This window comes from Paenibacillus sp. FSL R5-0407 (assembly GCF_038009185.1).
GTDB lineage: Bacteria > Bacillota > Bacilli > Paenibacillales > Paenibacillaceae > Fontibacillus > Fontibacillus vini.
Window position 1 is genome coordinate 1282759 of the sequence record NZ_JBBPAX010000002.1, and the last position, 16140, is coordinate 1298898.

The 16140-nt window shown below is 52.1% G+C and carries 12 protein-coding genes; 6 read left to right on the forward strand and 6 right to left on the reverse strand.

Features of this window, described 5'->3' with window-relative positions:
* The first annotated feature begins 19 nt into the window (after nt 1-19).
* From NYE70_RS24805 to NYE70_RS24815, 3 genes are read left to right on the forward strand one after another with little or no spacing between them, the layout of a single operon-like run.
* Complete coding sequence (locus tag NYE70_RS24805) at nt 20-1225, forward strand: Ger(x)C family spore germination protein (RefSeq protein ID WP_341048750.1); 1206 nt, start codon at nt 20-22, stop codon at nt 1223-1225.
* A gap of 8 nt (nt 1226-1233) precedes the next feature.
* Nucleotides 1234-1473: a hypothetical protein gene (locus NYE70_RS24810; protein ID WP_341048751.1), complete on the forward strand. Its 240-nt coding sequence runs from the start codon at nt 1234-1236 to the stop codon at nt 1471-1473.
* A 16-nt stretch (nt 1474-1489) separates the two neighbouring features.
* Nucleotides 1490-2605, forward strand: coding sequence for a GerAB/ArcD/ProY family transporter (locus NYE70_RS24815; RefSeq protein ID WP_290407217.1), 1116 nt, complete (start codon nt 1490-1492; stop codon nt 2603-2605).
* Between the two features lie 85 nt (nt 2606-2690).
* Here the strand turns inward: NYE70_RS24815 and pyk are convergent, their stop codons facing one another.
* The 4 genes from pyk to NYE70_RS24835 all read right to left on the reverse strand — a co-directional run bounded on the left by pyk (nt 2691) and on the right by NYE70_RS24835 (nt 7384).
* Nucleotides 2691-4112 (reverse strand): pyruvate kinase, encoded by a 1422-nt coding sequence (gene pyk, locus NYE70_RS24820; RefSeq protein ID WP_213654416.1) that lies wholly within the window; start codon nt 4110-4112, stop codon nt 2691-2693.
* 76 nt (nt 4113-4188) lie between these two features.
* Nucleotides 4189-5307 carry an alanine dehydrogenase gene (gene ald, locus NYE70_RS24825; protein WP_290407278.1) on the reverse strand — a complete coding sequence of 373 codons (1119 nt, stop codon included), beginning with the start codon at nt 5305-5307 and terminating at the stop codon, nt 4189-4191.
* A 182-nt stretch (nt 5308-5489) separates the two neighbouring features.
* Nucleotides 5490-6179, reverse strand: a complete 690-nt coding sequence (gene msrA / locus NYE70_RS24830; protein WP_341048752.1) for a peptide-methionine (S)-S-oxide reductase MsrA — start codon at nt 6177-6179, stop codon at nt 5490-5492.
* Between the two features lie 113 nt (nt 6180-6292).
* Nucleotides 6293-7384 carry a threonine aldolase family protein gene (locus tag NYE70_RS24835; RefSeq protein WP_341048754.1) on the reverse strand — a complete coding sequence of 364 codons (1092 nt, stop codon included), beginning with the start codon at nt 7382-7384 and terminating at the stop codon, nt 6293-6295.
* 139 nt (nt 7385-7523) lie between these two features.
* On the opposite strand from NYE70_RS24835, the gene NYE70_RS24840 reads away from it, so the two are divergent.
* From NYE70_RS24840 to NYE70_RS24850, 3 genes are all read left to right on the forward strand, one after another.
* On the forward strand, nt 7524-8288 hold the full coding sequence (locus NYE70_RS24840; RefSeq protein ID WP_341048982.1) for a YitT family protein: 765 nt from the start codon (nt 7524-7526) through the stop codon (nt 8286-8288).
* A gap of 736 nt (nt 8289-9024) precedes the next feature.
* Entirely contained in the window at nt 9025-10047 is a 1023-nt protein-coding gene (locus tag NYE70_RS24845) for an SPFH domain-containing protein (protein WP_290407220.1), read from the forward strand.
* A gap of 3 nt (nt 10048-10050) precedes the next feature.
* Nucleotides 10051-11181, forward strand: a complete 1131-nt coding sequence (locus tag NYE70_RS24850) for a hypothetical protein (protein WP_341048755.1) — start codon at nt 10051-10053, stop codon at nt 11179-11181.
* Between the two features lie 89 nt (nt 11182-11270).
* Here NYE70_RS24850 and NYE70_RS24855 read toward each other — a convergent pair whose 3' ends face one another.
* Together NYE70_RS24855 and NYE70_RS24860 are read right to left on the reverse strand one after the other, a co-directional pair.
* Entirely contained in the window at nt 11271-15053 is a 3783-nt protein-coding gene (locus tag NYE70_RS24855) for an S-layer homology domain-containing protein (protein WP_341048757.1), read from the reverse strand.
* 52 nt (nt 15054-15105) lie between these two features.
* Entirely contained in the window at nt 15106-15975 is an 870-nt protein-coding gene (locus NYE70_RS24860) for a hypothetical protein (protein ID WP_341048758.1), read from the reverse strand.
* Between the last annotated feature and the right edge of the window lie 165 nt (nt 15976-16140).

Below are 16140 nucleotides of genomic sequence, written 5' to 3' on the forward strand. Positions count from 1 at the left end.
AGAAAGCGAGTGAAACTTGATGAAGCGAATATCGGCGTTAATTCTGCTTAATCTTGCCGTTTCTTTACTTCTTAGTGGTTGCTGGAGCCGAAGGGAATTAAACGATTTAGCCATAGCTGTTGCAGCGGGTGTGGACAAGGTAGGGGATCGCTACCGCTTATCCGTCCAGGTCGCCATCCCCGGTCAGGTCGCTTCGAAAAAGGCCGGGAGTTCCCAAGCCCCTGCAACCTTATATACGGCGGAAGGCGATACTTTATTTGAAGCGGCGCGAAGAATGACTCAAATCAGTCCGCGAAAAATATATTTCCCCCATCTCCGGGTATTCCTGATCGGCGAATCCATGGCTAGCCAAGGGATCGCCGAAATTTTGGACTTGCTGCTCAGAGATCACGAATTTAGAACTGATTTCTTCCTTGTAGTCACCAGAGGAACGACAGCGGAGGAAGCTTTAAAAATTATGACCCCACTCGAAACCATTCCGGCCAACAAACTGTTCAGTTCCCTGCAAACCGCAGCAAAGGCCTGGTCGCCCGCCAAAGCGGTAACCCTGGATGAATTGATTAACGATCTTACCAGGGAAGGAAAACACCCGGTCCTGACTGGTTTAGAGATCACCGGTGACAGGAATATAGGACAGACCAAGGAAAACATATTAAATATCTATACGCCCAGTCATCTGCAATATTCCGGTCTCGCCATCTTTAAATTCGACAAACTGATTGGCTGGCTAGACGAGAAGGATAGCCGGGGATACCGACTTCTGATCGGAGACGTGAAGAGCTCGGTGAGCTTCGAACGTTGTAAAAACCAAGGGAAAGTCGTACTGGAAACACTGGGAACAAATACGAAGACCAAGGGAAAGATCGTCGATTCGCGACCGGAGATGGACATTAAAGTGTACGTCGAGGCAAATGTAGCTTCCGTGGAATGCAAAGGCCTGGATCTAACTAAACCGGAAACGGTCACGGAATTAGAAACCGGGATGGAAGAAAAGGCCACTGGCATCCTGGAATCGGTAATCGCGAAAGTGCAGAAGGAGTATAAAGTGGATATTTTCGGCTTCGGGGAAGTATTCCGCCGTTCTCATCCAAGGATGTGGACAAAAATAAAGGAAGACTGGAACGAAGGCTATTTTCCGAACTTAAAAACTCATATTCAGGTTGACTACACCATCCGCCGGACTGGAACTACCGGTAATTCCTTCTTAAACGATCTTAAGGAGTAAGAATAAACATGCTGAATATCACTTTTATTTTGGTGTCCGCCTCGTTAATATCCTGGCTTGAACTTCCCCGGATGATCCGGGAAGGAGAACTCCGGGAAATCTGGGGATTCTCGGTCTTTTTGCTAATCGGAATTGGTCTTAGCCTAGCCCAGAGCTTCATAACCGAAATTCCCACACCTTTGATTTGGATTACGATGATCGTCAAACCGTTCAGCGATCTTCTCTCCGCGATAGGTTTGATTCAATAAGGAAGGGAGCAGGAACATGCCGGAAGTAAAAATATCATTACGTCAGCTCAGCATTTTAACCGCCCTCTACACGATCGGCAGCGCTATACTTATCGTTCCCTCCAGCGTAGCCTCCATAGCCAAACAGGATGCCTGGATCGCAGCGTTAGCCGGGTTGGGATTCGGCCTTCTGATCCTGGCTCTGCATCATCAACTATCGCGAAGATATCCCGCAATGAACTTGTTGCAAATTTCCGAGAAACTGCTTGGGAAATGGATCGGCAAAACGGTTAATTTTTTGTTTCTGGTTACCTTATTTATGGGCGGACCCGTTACGGTATTGTACGAAATCGGTACCTTCATGACCATCCAGATCCTTCCCGAGACTCCCACTCAGGCGATTCTCCTTCTCTTTGGAGCTATTGTTGTGTTAGGTATCCGATTAGGGCTTGAAGTGCTGGCCCGGTCGGCTGAGTTGCTGTTTCCATGGTTCCTTCTGCTGTTTCTGTCCATGTCTACTCTATTGTTGTCTATCGTTAAATGGGAGAAGGCCTCGCCTATTCTGGAACACGGGATAGGTCCGATCTTCCCGGCCGTACTTTCTTTTCTAAGCATTACCTTTTTGCCGCATATTGTCCTGCTGATGTTCTACCCGTCTTCTGTCGCCCGCCCGCAGGATGCTTCAAAAGCCGTCTATATCGGAAGCCTGCTGGGGGGAGGGGTGCTTATCATCGTTATTGCGTTGACAATTCTAGTGCTGGGCCCGGGTCTTACGGCAATAAATATATACCCTAGTTATATGCTCGCTCAAAAAATCAATATCGGTAATTTCCTTCAGCGCATAGAGGTGATCATGGCCGTAATGTGGTTCATTTCCTTATTCTTTCGCACCACTGTATATATGTACGCTATTGTTACCGGCATTAGCCAGTTATTTAATATAAAAAACTATCAGCCGCTGGTTATGCCCATCGGATGGATCATGGTCTCTTTGGCGGTCTTCATTTATCCTAATATTCCTTTTAAACATGATTGGGACAAGAGGATTTGGACCCCGTATATTATCATCATTAGCATTGGATTGCCGCTGCTTCTCCTCGGCGTGCATGGCGTCCGGAATATGTTTTCAAAAAGTCCAGGAAAGACATCATGATAACGCGGGTGCAAATTAAATTGAAAGACCTCCAGATCCCGGAATGACCGGAAATTTGGAGGTCTTTCTAACCTTGAAAAAGCACTCAAGGCTTTACCTGTTGAATTTGAATCAGGTTGGTCGTTCCCGCTTGACCAAGCGGCAATCCGGCGGAAAGTACAACCGTATCACCGGGAGTTACATATCCTGTCTTCAAAGCGCTTCGAATCGCCGAATCGAACATCTCATCCACAGCGGACACCTGCTCCCCCTGAAATGGAAATACCCCTGACAGCAGACACACCTTTGAGAGTACGTGCACGTCATGCGTAATTGCCAAGATCGGAGCCTTCGGGCGGTACTTCGAGATCATTCTCGCCGTAAAGCCGCTCCCCGTGGAGGTGATAATGGCCTTAGCGTCGAGTTCAAGCGAAGCGCTGACTGCGCTTTGGCTGATCACTTCGGTGATGTTGGTGGCATGCTGCTTTCTTTTCCGGTCGAATTGATCGTAGTAATCGATCATCGCCTCGGCCTGATGGGCCACTCTGGCCATCGTCCGGACGGATTGAACCGGATATTTCCCCGCAGCGGACTCTCCGGACAGCATGACCACGTCGGCTCCCTGCATAACGGCGTTGTAAACATCGCTGACTTCGGCACGCGTCGGACGCGGGTTGACCTGCATCGACTCCAGCATATGCGTAGCCACGATGACGGGTTTGCCGGCAAGGTTACACTTGTCGATCATTTCCTTCTGCATCATCGGTACGTTTTCGACCGGAACCTCAACCCCGAGATCGCCCCGGGCTACCATAATGCCGTCCGAAGCTTCCAGAATGTCGTCCAAATGCTCGATGCCTTCCTCATTCTCAATCTTCGAAATAATCTGTACATGGCCTGCGCCGCGCTCATCCAGAATCCGGCGGACCTCACGGATATCGTCGCCTTTTCTGACAAACGAGACCGCAATCATTTCGATATTCTGTTCCAAGCCGAAGCCGATATGTCGGATATCCCGTTCGGTTACGCCAGGCAGGGTCGTTTTGATCCCCGGCAGGTTCACGCCTTTGCGAGGCTTGAGCGTCCCTCCGCTGATAATGCGGCAGGTGATCTCCGAGCCTTCTACGGAGAGCACCCGCAGCTCTACGAGGCCGTCGTCGATCAGAATCCGGTCGTTCTCATGTACCACCTTCGGCATCTCCGGGTAGTTGACGGAAATCCGGCGGGCGTCTCCCTCGATCTCTTCCGTCGTCAGGATGAGTTCCTCTCCCGCAATCAATTGGCAGGATGCTTCCTTCAGTTTCCCGATCCGCACTTCAGGTCCCTTGATATCCATCATGATCGGAATAAACGTGTCCAATTCCCGCGCAGCTTGACGGACACCTTCGATCCGCCGCGCATGCTCTTCCGGCTCCCCGTGGGCCATGTTCAGCCGCCCGACAGTCATCCCCGCCTGAATCATCTCCTTCAGGATTTCCGGCCGGTCGCATGCCGGCCCCAGCGTACAAATGATTTTCGTCCGTAGCATGAAATGAATCCCTCCTTGGTCGTTTGCTCCTTATTCTACTTCAAGTTTAGAACCAGCCCTGTACCTATTATCACCCTTATGTCTGTAACAAGGTGAAAATATCGGCAGTCTTTAGCCCCTGCGCTTCTGCCACGGCCGGATAAGTTACCTGACCGGCCATTACATTGATGCCTTTGGCCAAGGCTTTGTTGCCGAGCGCCGCCTGGCGTATGCCCTTCCCGGCAATTTGAAGGCCGTAGGGAGTCGTGACGTTAGTCAGCGCGATGGTGGAGGTACGGGCGACCGCCCCGGGCATATTGGCGACCGCATAATGAATGACGCCGTGCTTTTCGTATACCGGCTGGTCATGGGTTGTGATCCGGTCGATGGTGGCAATGGACCCGCCTTGGTCGATCGCCACGTCGACGATGACGGAGCCGGGCGACATGGCCTTCACCATATCCTCCGTCACGAGACGCGGCGCCCGCGCACCGGGAATCAGTACCGCTCCAATCAATAAATCGGCCCTTTGCACAGCTTGAGCGATATTGAACGGATTGGAGATCAGCGTTTTGACCCGGCCCATGAACATTTCATCGATTTGGCGCAGCCTTTCCGCGCTTAAATCGATAATCGTCACTTCCGCGCCCAGGCCGACGGCCATCCGGGCTGCGTTAGTCCCGACGATGCCGCCGCCGATGACGGTTACCTTGCCCGGCTCGACGCCAGGAACCCCGCCAAGCAGCAGGCCTTTGCCGCCGTGCGCTTTTTCCAGAAAATGCGCCCCGATCTGAATCGACATCCGGCCCGCCACCTCGCTCATCGGCATCAGTAGCGGCAGCCGCCCGTCATCCAGTTGAATCGTCTCATAGGCAATCGCCGTCACTCCGCGCTCTACAAGAGCCTTCGTAAGCTCCGGCTCCGGTGCGAGATGCAGGTACGTGAACAGGATAAGTCCTTCCCGAAAATAGCCGAATTCCTCAGGAATCGGCTCCTTCACCTTGACGACCATTTCAGCGGCCCAAGCTTCCGCCGCCGTTGGGACGATCCGGGCTCCTGCCGCCTCATAATCTTGGTCGCCGAACCCGATGCCTTCTCCGGCACCGCTCTCTACCAGCACTTGGTGGCCCGCTTGCACATAAGACACCACCGAGCCCGGCGTCATGCCGACGCGGTGCTCGTTATTTTTCGTTTCCTTGGGTACCCCGATTATCACTTGCTCCACCGTCCCTTTACTCGTCAGGCTACTTCAGCCCTTACCTTCTTACCTTCATGCCTTATGGCTTATCCCCTTATTACCCGAAAACCGCCAGTTCTTGCCTTTTATTCAGTATATTCCGGGTTTACGGCTCCGGTTTGCCAAAAATAGGTTTCCCGGGAAAGAATAGCGTTATCCTGCTACCACCTGATTTTTGTGATAAGTTCAAGGATTCGATCACGCTCCGGTAAACTTATCGGCCATTCCATGATTTCGTTCCTGATGCGCTCCAGACTTGTATAACCTTTCGCTAACCCGTTCAGTCTGGCCGCAATCGTCGAACCGTCGATTTCTTCCTGCGAGGGATATAACTGGCTCAATTTAGCTAGCGCGTCCGGAAATCTTTTCAGATAATATTTCTGATGTCTCTCTTCGGCAGGATAAAAGACAGTATATGGTGCAATCTCGGTCTCCGGTCTGCGGTCGCCGCTATCTATGCGCTGCTCGATGCAGTGTTGAATGGCGCGCTCCTGCTCGGCGTCATGGAACAGTAACAAGGACAAATATTGACGCCCTTTATAATCGTTGATATTAGCGGGATTATGATTGTCCCAAAATACTTTCAGCAGTTGCTCATACGAAATTTGTCCGGGATCAAAATCGATCTGAACCGTTTCCGTATGGTCTCCCATCCGCCGGTATTCCGGGTTATCGGTCGTTCCCCCGGCGTATCCGGTACGAGTTCGCATTACTCCCGGCAATTGGCCGAACAAAGCTTCCGGCGACCAAAAGCATCCCATTCCGAGCGTTGCTGTCTGATGTTGCGGGTGACTCTTAGTTTCCGATTCCGTGCGGCTGTTGTTGAATTGTTCCGGCCCCTCGTTCAGCATAGCTGGAAAACCTCCCGTTAATGTAGTCGGAAATTGCGTTTAACCGGCTATATTAGAAACGAGACAGTTCCCCTGTAAAAAGAAACCGTCCCGCTCTATATTTGTGTACGACCTCACATCTCCCGAAGTCTATCATCCAGCATCCGGAACATCGCCTCGCGCTTTTCCTCCGGAACTTGGGAATACATATCCCCTACACTTAGCTCGAAATAACTTGTATCCCCGTCAGATTCTCTCACATTTCCGGTGATTCCGATCCCCGAAGCTTCACATAACTCGATCAGTACCGGTTCGACCATGGCCTTTGGAGCATCAAAATGTACATGGAACATATTTGATACAGGTACCGCCGGGCGGGTGTTCACGCGAGTGCAGGCATTGAAGCATTCCGCCAGCCGGACGGCATCCCGGTAGTATTGCTCCATTTTGCCGATCCGTTCCTTAAAATAGTGCGCGCTGCTCAAAATATACGGATATAAGCTGATGAGATTGCCGCCGTGCCGTCTTTTCCAAACCTTCGACTTTTCGGTGAAGTCCGCGTCTCCCGCGAGAATCGCCCCGGCAATCCCGCCGATCGTTTTGTAAAAAGAGACGTAGACACTGTCGAACAGCGCGCAAACCTCGGCGGCACTTTTTTGGTAGTACGGTAAGACCTCAAAAAGTCTCGCGCCGTCCAAGTGCAGCTTGATGCCTTTCTCCCGGCAATAAGCGGAGATCGCCTCCAGCTCCGAGTATTCCGGCAACTGGCCGCCGATTTCGCGCTGCGGCAGTTCCAGCAGAAGGCAAGCGATATCTTCCCGTAAATTTCGGACATCCTCCAAAGTGATTAGACGGTCCTTGTCCGCAAGCAAAATAGGCTTGATGCCATGCAGCTCCTTTAATCCATCCTCTTCGTGGATCTCCAAATGGCTTAGAGGATGATAAGCCACTTGCTTGAGATTTCCCTCGTCGCACCAGATTCTTAAAGCGATTTGCTGCGCCATCGTGCCGCTTGGGAAAAACACCGCGCTTTCCTTGCCGAGATACGCAGCCATCTCGCTCTGAAACTCCTCGATGACTTGGCCTTTGCCATATATATCGCTCTCTAAGCTTCCCTCAACTTGCTCCAAGACCGATTTCAAGACTTCTACATTCCGGAGGCCCTGGCCCGACAGGCGGTAAGCGGTCCGGTTAAATGCTTCCGATAGGGTTTTCTGCTCATTCATCGCTGTTCTGCTCCTTTATTCTTTTTCCGAAAAGTGTTATCCGGTCCATTCGTGTCCTGTATAATACTCCTATTTTAACACTTCCACAGGCTAACGTAATAATCTTATACCTCGCTGGAAGAGACCTCCATTGAGTCAAATGGCATTCCTGTTTAATGACAAGCATACATTTGGAGAAGAAGGGGCGGGGGCTGACGGAACGGAGCCCGGCTTCAGCCCTTCATATTCTTTAAAGGAAGCGATGCTTGTGAATCTATTATCTAGCAGAACGAAGGGCTATCTTTTGCGCCGATCCTGTTTAAAAGCCTCCTTGATTCTCGCTGGTTCCCTTATCCAGGGATTCGGCATGGGCGTCTTTCTGTTTCCGCATGCCATTCCTCCCGGCGGGGCCGGAGGGCTTGCTTTGCTGCTAAATCATTGGTTTTCCTTGCCGATGAGCATCGGCTTCTGGCTGATGAACTTTCTGTTTCTTTTGACCGCGATTCCGTATCTTGGAACGATCAGCACTATAGGCACGATCGGGGTGATCACCACCACTTCGGTATCCTTTAACATCTTCGGCGTCTACTTCACAAGCCCGTTTGGTAACGTCTGGTTCGATCTGCTGGTCGGCTCGGTTCTGCTTGGGCTCGGCATCGCCGTTCTTCTAACCCAGCGTTTCTCCAACGGAGGCATCGGATTTGCGGCGCTCGCACTATCCAGGCAAAGGCATGCCGACCCGGGCAAAACGCTGCTGTGGATGAACGGATGCATTTTTATCCTTACGGCATGCGTTATCGATTGGATGATTATTATTCAAGCCCTCCTATGCCAATGGATTTCCACCAGCATCGTGAGCTGGTTATATAGCGCCTCTTTCCCCACCAAACCCCTTTATGTCTGGCGTGGTAGAAAAGGAGGCTGAATCTGGAACGGAAGGTTCCAATCCAATCTTTAGGGAAACAGCTCCCTCCCGCTTTCGTTGGAAAAAATACAGCCATTTCTTTCACCACTCTGCCTTAAAGCCATTTCATTGGATAAAATCCAACCACTACGAGCGTATATGCCGCTTTATCCCTGAAAATCCGAGTAATGATTGGATTTAATCCAATCATGGCATCAGACCTTGCAGTTTGTGCGCCGTTTGATTGGATTTCTTCCAATGAGCGACAGCAAATAAGAAGGCGGTGAACAACAAACAAGCCGCCCAAGGATATTACACCCTGGAGCAGCTTGTTTTGTTAGGACGCTCACACATCCTTATTACTAAGTATGCTCAATGAAAAGGCCGCCAAGAAGCGGCCTTTATCATGCGCTCACAAATTGGAAGATCCCGATTAGTACCATAAGGAAAACAATAACGAGCATTAGGATTATGGCTATTTTAAGAGGTCTGAAGCTCTTAGATCTTCTCTCCAACTGTGCCTCAACATGTTCCAATCGATCTTTAAGTTCTTGAATTTCATTTTTCCGGTCCATGATTACCTCCTTTATGCAGCTTTTAAACTATATATCTATTCAATAAACAGAGGCTGCATGCTCCTTCTATATAGAATGGATACGCGAAATGAGAACTGACCCGGTCCCCCCGGGTATCCCCTACCGCAGACTTTAAGTATAATGGAGGTAGATTTTTCTATTTGCAATCTGGAGGTAGAACGATGGGACTGTTTTCTTTTTTGAAAGGCCAATTTATTGAAGTCATCGAATGGCTGGACGAATCGGCGAATTCCGGCTCGATGGTGTACCGTTTTCCTGTATACGATAATGCGATCAAAATGGGCGCCAAGCTGATTGTCCGCGAATCTCAGGCCGCCGTGTTCGTCAACGAGGGACAGATCGCCGATGTCTACGGCCCCGGCACTTATACGTTATCCACGCAAAACATGCCTTTGCTGACCGCCCTTAAGTCTTGGCCGTATGCGTTTAATTCGCCGTTCAAGGCGGATGTTTATTTCGTCAGCACAGCCAATTTCACGAATTTAAAATGGGGAACGACCAATCCGGTTATTCTCCGGGATACCGAGTTTGGCGCCATCCGGCTGCGGGGCTTCGGAAGCTATGCGATCCGCGTAAAAGACCCGGCCTTGTTCCTAAGGGAATTGTTCGGTACCCGCAGTGACTTTACGACTGAGCACATTTCCGGGTATTTAAAATCGATCCTTGTTACCGGAATCAGCGATCTGATCGGCGAATCCCGCATTCCCGTGATGGATCTGGCTTCTTCGTATGAAGAGCTGAGCGCCCGGGCCATGGAACGCCTGCAGCCGCATTTTGAAACCATGGGCCTGTTCCTGTCGCTGCTGCTGATTGAGAACCTGTCCTTACCGCCGGAAGTCGAGCAAATGATCGACCGGAAGTCGTCGATGAATATCGCCGGCAACCTGGACCAATATATGAAATATCAGACCGCCGAGGCCATTCGCGAGGCGGCAAACAACCCGGATTCGGGCGCAGCCGGAACCGGAGCCGGTCTCGGCGCCGGCATGGCGATGGCCCAGATGATGGGCCAGATGATGAACCGGCCGGCCGAACCGGGACCGGCAGCAAGCGGCGGCGGCCCCGCAGCGGCAGGAAATGGGAATGCCGCGCAAACCGGAGTGCCGAAACGGTTCTGCACGGAGTGCGGTTCGCCGCTGGTGGAAAACGCAAAGTTCTGCTCCGGTTGCGGCACGAAAGTGTAGGGGATGACGATGGAAGCTCCAGCACCAAAAGAAGCCACCGCGAAGGCTCCAGTTACGTTTCCCTGTTCCGGCTGCGGCGGCCCGATGCTGTTCGACTCCGAGGCGCAAAATCTGAAATGCCAATACTGCGGGCGTAAAGAGGCCATTGAGGATTCCGGCAGCCAGCCCGTAGAGTACGATCTGGATTTGTCCGGAACGGATGAAGAAAATGCAGCGCGGACGGATTGGGGATTCCGGAAGCAGACGCTGCACTGCGAAAGCTGCGGCGGCGATATCGTGTTGCCTGAACTGGAAACCGCCGCGATCTGCCCCTTCTGCGGATCCTCGAAAGTTCTAAGTCAACAGGACACGGCCAGTATCAAACCGGAAACCGTGATTCCGTTCCAAATTTCCATGGAACAGGCCATGGCTTCGTTCAAGACATGGAAGTCGAAGCGATGGTTTGTGCCGAATGCCTTCAAGAACGGGAACATTGTCGCTCGGCTGTCCGGTCTGTATATTCCCTACTGGACCTTCGATGCCGATACGGACTCGGTGTATACGGCGGAACGCGGCGACTATCATTATCGCACCGTCACTCGTACCCGGACCGTCAACGGTAAAACCGAAACGTATACGACCCAGGAGCGGTACACGGTATGGCACCGGGTCGGCGGGGAGTATGACCGCTGGTTTGACGATGTGCTGGTTCCGGCCTCCCGGCGTTATGACGGGAAACTGCTGGAGAAGCTGAACAATTTCGACCTGTCGAAATTAAAAGAGTACCGACCGGAATATCTGAGCGGCTATCTGGCCGAGAAATATTCCGTGCCCCGCAGCGAGGGCTGGCAGCAAGCCAAGGTGCGCATCGACAATGCCATCGAAGTCGGCATCAAAAGGCAGATTGGCGGCGATGAAATCCGTGCGTTGCGTACCCGTACGCAATACAGCGGGCTTACTTACAAACATCTGCTGCTGCCGATCTGGAATGCTGGCTATACTTATCGCGGAAAGCCTTACCGTTACATGGTCAACGCTCAGACCGGACTTGTTTCAGGCACTGTTCCGCGCAGCCCGTGGAAAATCACCTTTTTCGTGCTGTTCTGCCTCGTTGCGGTCCTGATTGTGTTGTACTTCATAGGGCAAAGCCAATAAAAGTGAAGGCCTATGCATGCGACATCATACTCAACAGAGAAAAAGACAGTCTCCCGAAATCGGAAGACTGTCTTTTGTTATGCTACTAATTATTTTGAAAGCAGATTGTACAGGATCTGCGCCACTTGGGCACGGGTCGATGCCTCTTGCGGGCCAAGCTTCCCGTTGCTGCCCGTTATAACTCCGGCTCCCGCAAGTTGCCGGAATGCCTCTTGCGCGTAGCCGGCAATCTGTCCAGCGTCGCTATAGCTTGCAAGCGATGCTTCGGATTGGTCCGAAGGGAGTTCGCTGAGTACACCAAGCGCACGGTACAGCAGCGTGATCAACTCCTGACGCGTAATTTCAGATTCCGGAGAGAACTTGTTATCGCCCGCTCCGTTAGCGATACCGAGCTTTTTCGCCGCGGCCAAATAACCGCTGTAGTATGATTCCCCGGCATCGGAGAAATTGTCCGCTCCAACTGCCTCTGGAGAAATATTGTAGGCTTTCAGCAACAGCACGACAAATTGTCCCCGGGTCACTTTGGCATTCGGGCTGAAGTTGTTGTCATCAACCCCCGACGCAATGTTTCTGGCCGCCAGATAATCGATAGCCGGGTAATACCACAACTCCGCTGCGACATCGGCGAAAGCGACTTTATGGTATCCGATAATAAGTTGGGATAACTCGTTGACCGCAACATCAACCGTCCCCGTTGCAGGATTAAATCCGCCTCGCAATACCTCCAACTCACCCGACTCGCTGACCCGGTACACGATGATCGCATTATTCGTTTCGCCGGCTTGCGGCTGGTACGGAATGCTGATCTTAATCTTGCCACCGGTGCCTGCGCTCGTGATGCTCTTGTCGCCGGCAAAGATGGAGAAATCATACACAGGACGATCGCCAAGCGCCTGTTTACCTTCTTCCGTGAGCTCGGCTTTCGCAATCAGGATACTAATATCGCCGCTCTCCTCGGATGCGCTGAGCTTATCGATGGTGCCGGCATCCAACGTAATCGTCGCAATCCCCTCATAATTGATCACGACAGCAGCGCTTGTTCCGGCTGCCAATTCGTTAAAGGCCTTTCTTGGGATCGTAAACTGAGCCGTTTGCGTGCCGGCTGCTGCCGTGGCCTTGAATTCGATCACGGCTGTTTTGCCGGCTGCCTCCGCCTGTTTCGCGCTATCCGTTAGACTCGTCACGGCTGCTGCCGAAGCTAATGCCGTACTTGACCCTGTTGCTTCGTCCGTAACAGGCTTCACCGTTATTGAGACAACAACGGAATTTCCATTCGTTGTTACCGCCGGCTTTCCGCTGTCAGTTGGTGCAGTCGTACCAGTGTTCCCGCCGGAGCCGTTGCCAGACGATGAATTCGAACCTCCGCCGCCCGAGCCGTTTCCGCCATTGTTGCCACCGCCGTTATTGCTGCCGCCTCCCGGCGCCGGTGCGTAGGCTGGAACGATTACGGCCGTATCCGGGCTGGCATGATACCCCGTCTTGGCTGCATATCTGACTTGGTATGTCCCCGGTACCAATCCGGTAATCGACGTGCCTGTCACAGCGGTATATTCTGCCGAACCGGACAGCTTATACTCCTGGCCCGGCTCGGTTCCTTTGATCCGACCGTCGTTATTGGCCGAAGTTGTCGGAGCCACGCCTGTCAGTCCGGCTGGGGCCGCTTGTTCCGCGGCATAGGCCGGAACTTCCACATCGGTCGGACGGCTTGCTTTGTAGCCTTCTTTTTCCGCATACCTTACATTGTAAATTCCCGGAACGAGCCCCGTAACCTCAATGGCCGTAGCGTATACGTAATCCGTAGCGCTGACCAGTTTATATTGCATCGCGGTCGTCGTTCCGACGATTTTGCCGTCATCATTGGCCGGCGTCGTTGGCGCCACGCCGATTAATCCCGTCGGCGCAGCCTGCTCGCCGAAGCCCGGGACTTCAACCAAAGTATCCGGGCTCGCTTTGAATCCCTCGCGGGCCGCATATCTTACGGCATAGAGTCCCGGCTCTAAACCGGTAATAGCACCCTCTACAGCCGGTTTATAAGTGGAGTCGCCTTCCCGTTTATATTCCTGGGCAGATGTAGTACCCGTGATTTGACCATCCAGATTGTCGGCCGTCGTTGGCGCAATCCCCTTTAATCCGCTAGGTGCGTCTTGTTCTTGATCTTGCTTAGCCGCCGGAACCACAACTTCTACCGACTGGCCCGGCGCGTAGGAAATCGCGGTCGCCCCTTCTTTGCTGGTCGGTCCCTGATAGCCCGGTTTGGACGCATACCGCACCTGATAAGTGCCCGGAACCAATCCGGTTATCGACGCACCGGATACCGGCTTGAACTCGGATTCCCCGGCCAGTTTATATTCCAAGGCAGAAGTGGTACCCGTGATTTGTCCGTCATTGTTAGCGGACGTCGTCGGCGCTATTGCATTCAATCCCATCGGCGTAGCTTCCAGTCTGGAATGCAACGCTTCAAGCGCTTTGATGTAGTTGTTATATCTGGCGCCTACCGCGTATCCATCGCCTTCCTTCACGTAATCCGGTTGAATGTTGGTCCAGGAATACATCAGCTCGATATGTCCCAGAATTGGAGCGCCTTGGCCATCCGCATCCTTGTTATCCTTGTTGTAAGCGAACAGATAAGGAACCTGGAGACGGTCCCCGGAAATCACGGTTCCCTGTCCATCTACATAGCTGATCGTCGTCGGTTTGGCAGCCGTATTATTCTGAGTCTTGATATTGGTCAGATAGCTGTTGACCAGATCGACGTACAATTTGGCATATGGATGATTTGTCGTCCGGACTTGAAGCGTTTCATTGCCGTGCGGATTATCCCCTCTCGGTCCGCCCGTATTATTACCGGACTCCCGGACTTCCAGTCCCCCATCCAGCTTGGTATCCCAGAAATAGATTTTATCGATGCCCTGCTGCTTGGCATATTCGTTAATGTATTTGATTACCGCCTGCGTATTCGGGCACCACGATCCCCCGAACAGAAACAAGTAGTTCCCTTCGCTCTGCAAAATCTGTTGCAGTTGGTGATAGGTTACATGCTCATAGACGAGATCCCCGTCGGCTTCCGTAAAAATAGTCTGCCCGGCGTTCTCCCCGGCATAGTTGAGGTTGAAGGCTTCCTTAATATAATCGGATTCGTTGATCGTGCTGTATCCTTGCGCAGCCTTGAATACGGTGCGAACCAACTCTTTATACGCTCCGACCTTATTAGAATCCAATTGGCCATCCGTCAAAAAGTCATCCCAAATCCGGCGTTCGTCCAAATAGGTCACGATCGGTGCCGGAATTCCCTGCTCGTCTTTATGATCCTTGTTGTATACAAACAGGAACGGGGCTTCGATTTTGTTGGCGGCTACCGTATTGCCGTCCTTCGTGTAGCTGACGTTGTAAGCCGGGTCATTCTTGTCGTCCAAATTCAGGTTTTTCAAATACTTATTGACCAGATCTACATATTTGTAAGCGAACGGGTTACTGGAATCCGCAATCTGCAGGGAATCCCCATCCAGCTTGGTATCGAAATTATAAACGGTATGAATGCCTTGTTCTTTCGCCACCTCGTTAATGAATCCGATGGTCGCCTGAGTTTGCTCGCTCCACGCCCCGCCGAACAGGACAGCGTAGTTGCCTTCGCTCTCGAACAGATGGGCGATGTCTTCATATGTAGCCGTTTTGAACACATGGTTCTCATCATTCAAATGCTCATACACCTTATCGAAATAATTAAAGTGACTAACCGCCGATTTAGCGATGCCGCTACTGTTTGCAGCCTCAGCGGCGCTGGCGCTGGCTCCGCCGAATACCGGCACAGCCAGGAATGCCGCCAGCAGCAACGTCAACCATCGCCGGGACTGGTTTAATCTGATTTTGTTCATATTAACACCTCAATGTTCTTGTGTGATTTGAACCTCATTTGGTATTGCTTAATTAGCAATCTTCATCGGAGCTCGGCGGTGCTGGAGCTGGTTCCGGAGCAGGAGCCGGAGCTGCCGGTTCTGGTGCCGGAGCAGAAGTTGACGACGAAGATGATGAGGAACCGGACGACGAGCTGGATGATGATGAAGAAGATGACGAGTCGGATGAAGAAGAACTCGAGCTTGACGCAGGCGCTGCGGCCGATTTGGTTTCGGTCACTGCAGGTGTTGTCACTTTAGGTTGATTATTCTGCTTCTTGATAAAAGAGACAGACGAACCGGAACCGGTGTTTTGCTCTTTAACAGCTGGAGCCGACGCTTGCGTTGACGGCGCCTTTTGTGATTCCGCTGCCGTCGTACCCGCTTTGTCCTTGCTCTCCTCGGAGGCCGTACTAGCCGTAGGTGCAGGCTTACTGTCCTGCTTAGCCGCGGATGCTGTCGTCTTGGACGGTGTCGATTCCGTTGCTTTGTTTACAGCGGCTGCATTCTTCGCCGAAGACTCCGATGCTGCCACCGTAGAAGACCCAGACCCTGCCGCTTTACTTCCTTCAACCTTCACAGGAACCACTGTCGTCGCTGCTTCGGCAGACCCAGCCGTTTCACCAGCCGATTCGCTTTCCGCCACAGTCGATTCGTCAGCCGCAGACGCGTCCGGTGTGGCTGCTTCAGCCTGCTGCACGGATCCGCTATCCTCCGCATTGACAGGCTCTTCCGTAATCGGAGGCTCCGCCGCCGTATTATCTAAAGACGAGGTTGCCGGAGCAACCGGAGCGCCCTCCGCCGCGTTTACTTCCCTGGCGTGTTTATTCGCGGAAACCGCCGCAAATGTCAGTACGCCGAATACCAAAGCCGCTGAAACTAGGGATATCGCAATCTTTTTCATGAGTACACAATCCTTTCTGAGTTTAAAATTGTTGTTGTTGCATCACCGCACTAATCTTCGCTGCTCACCCTCTTTGTTTGCTTCATCCGGATAATAAAAAAAGACCCAACAAGCCGCATAGATGCGTGCTCATTGGATCTCTGGCCGTCCAGTAGATCACTCTTT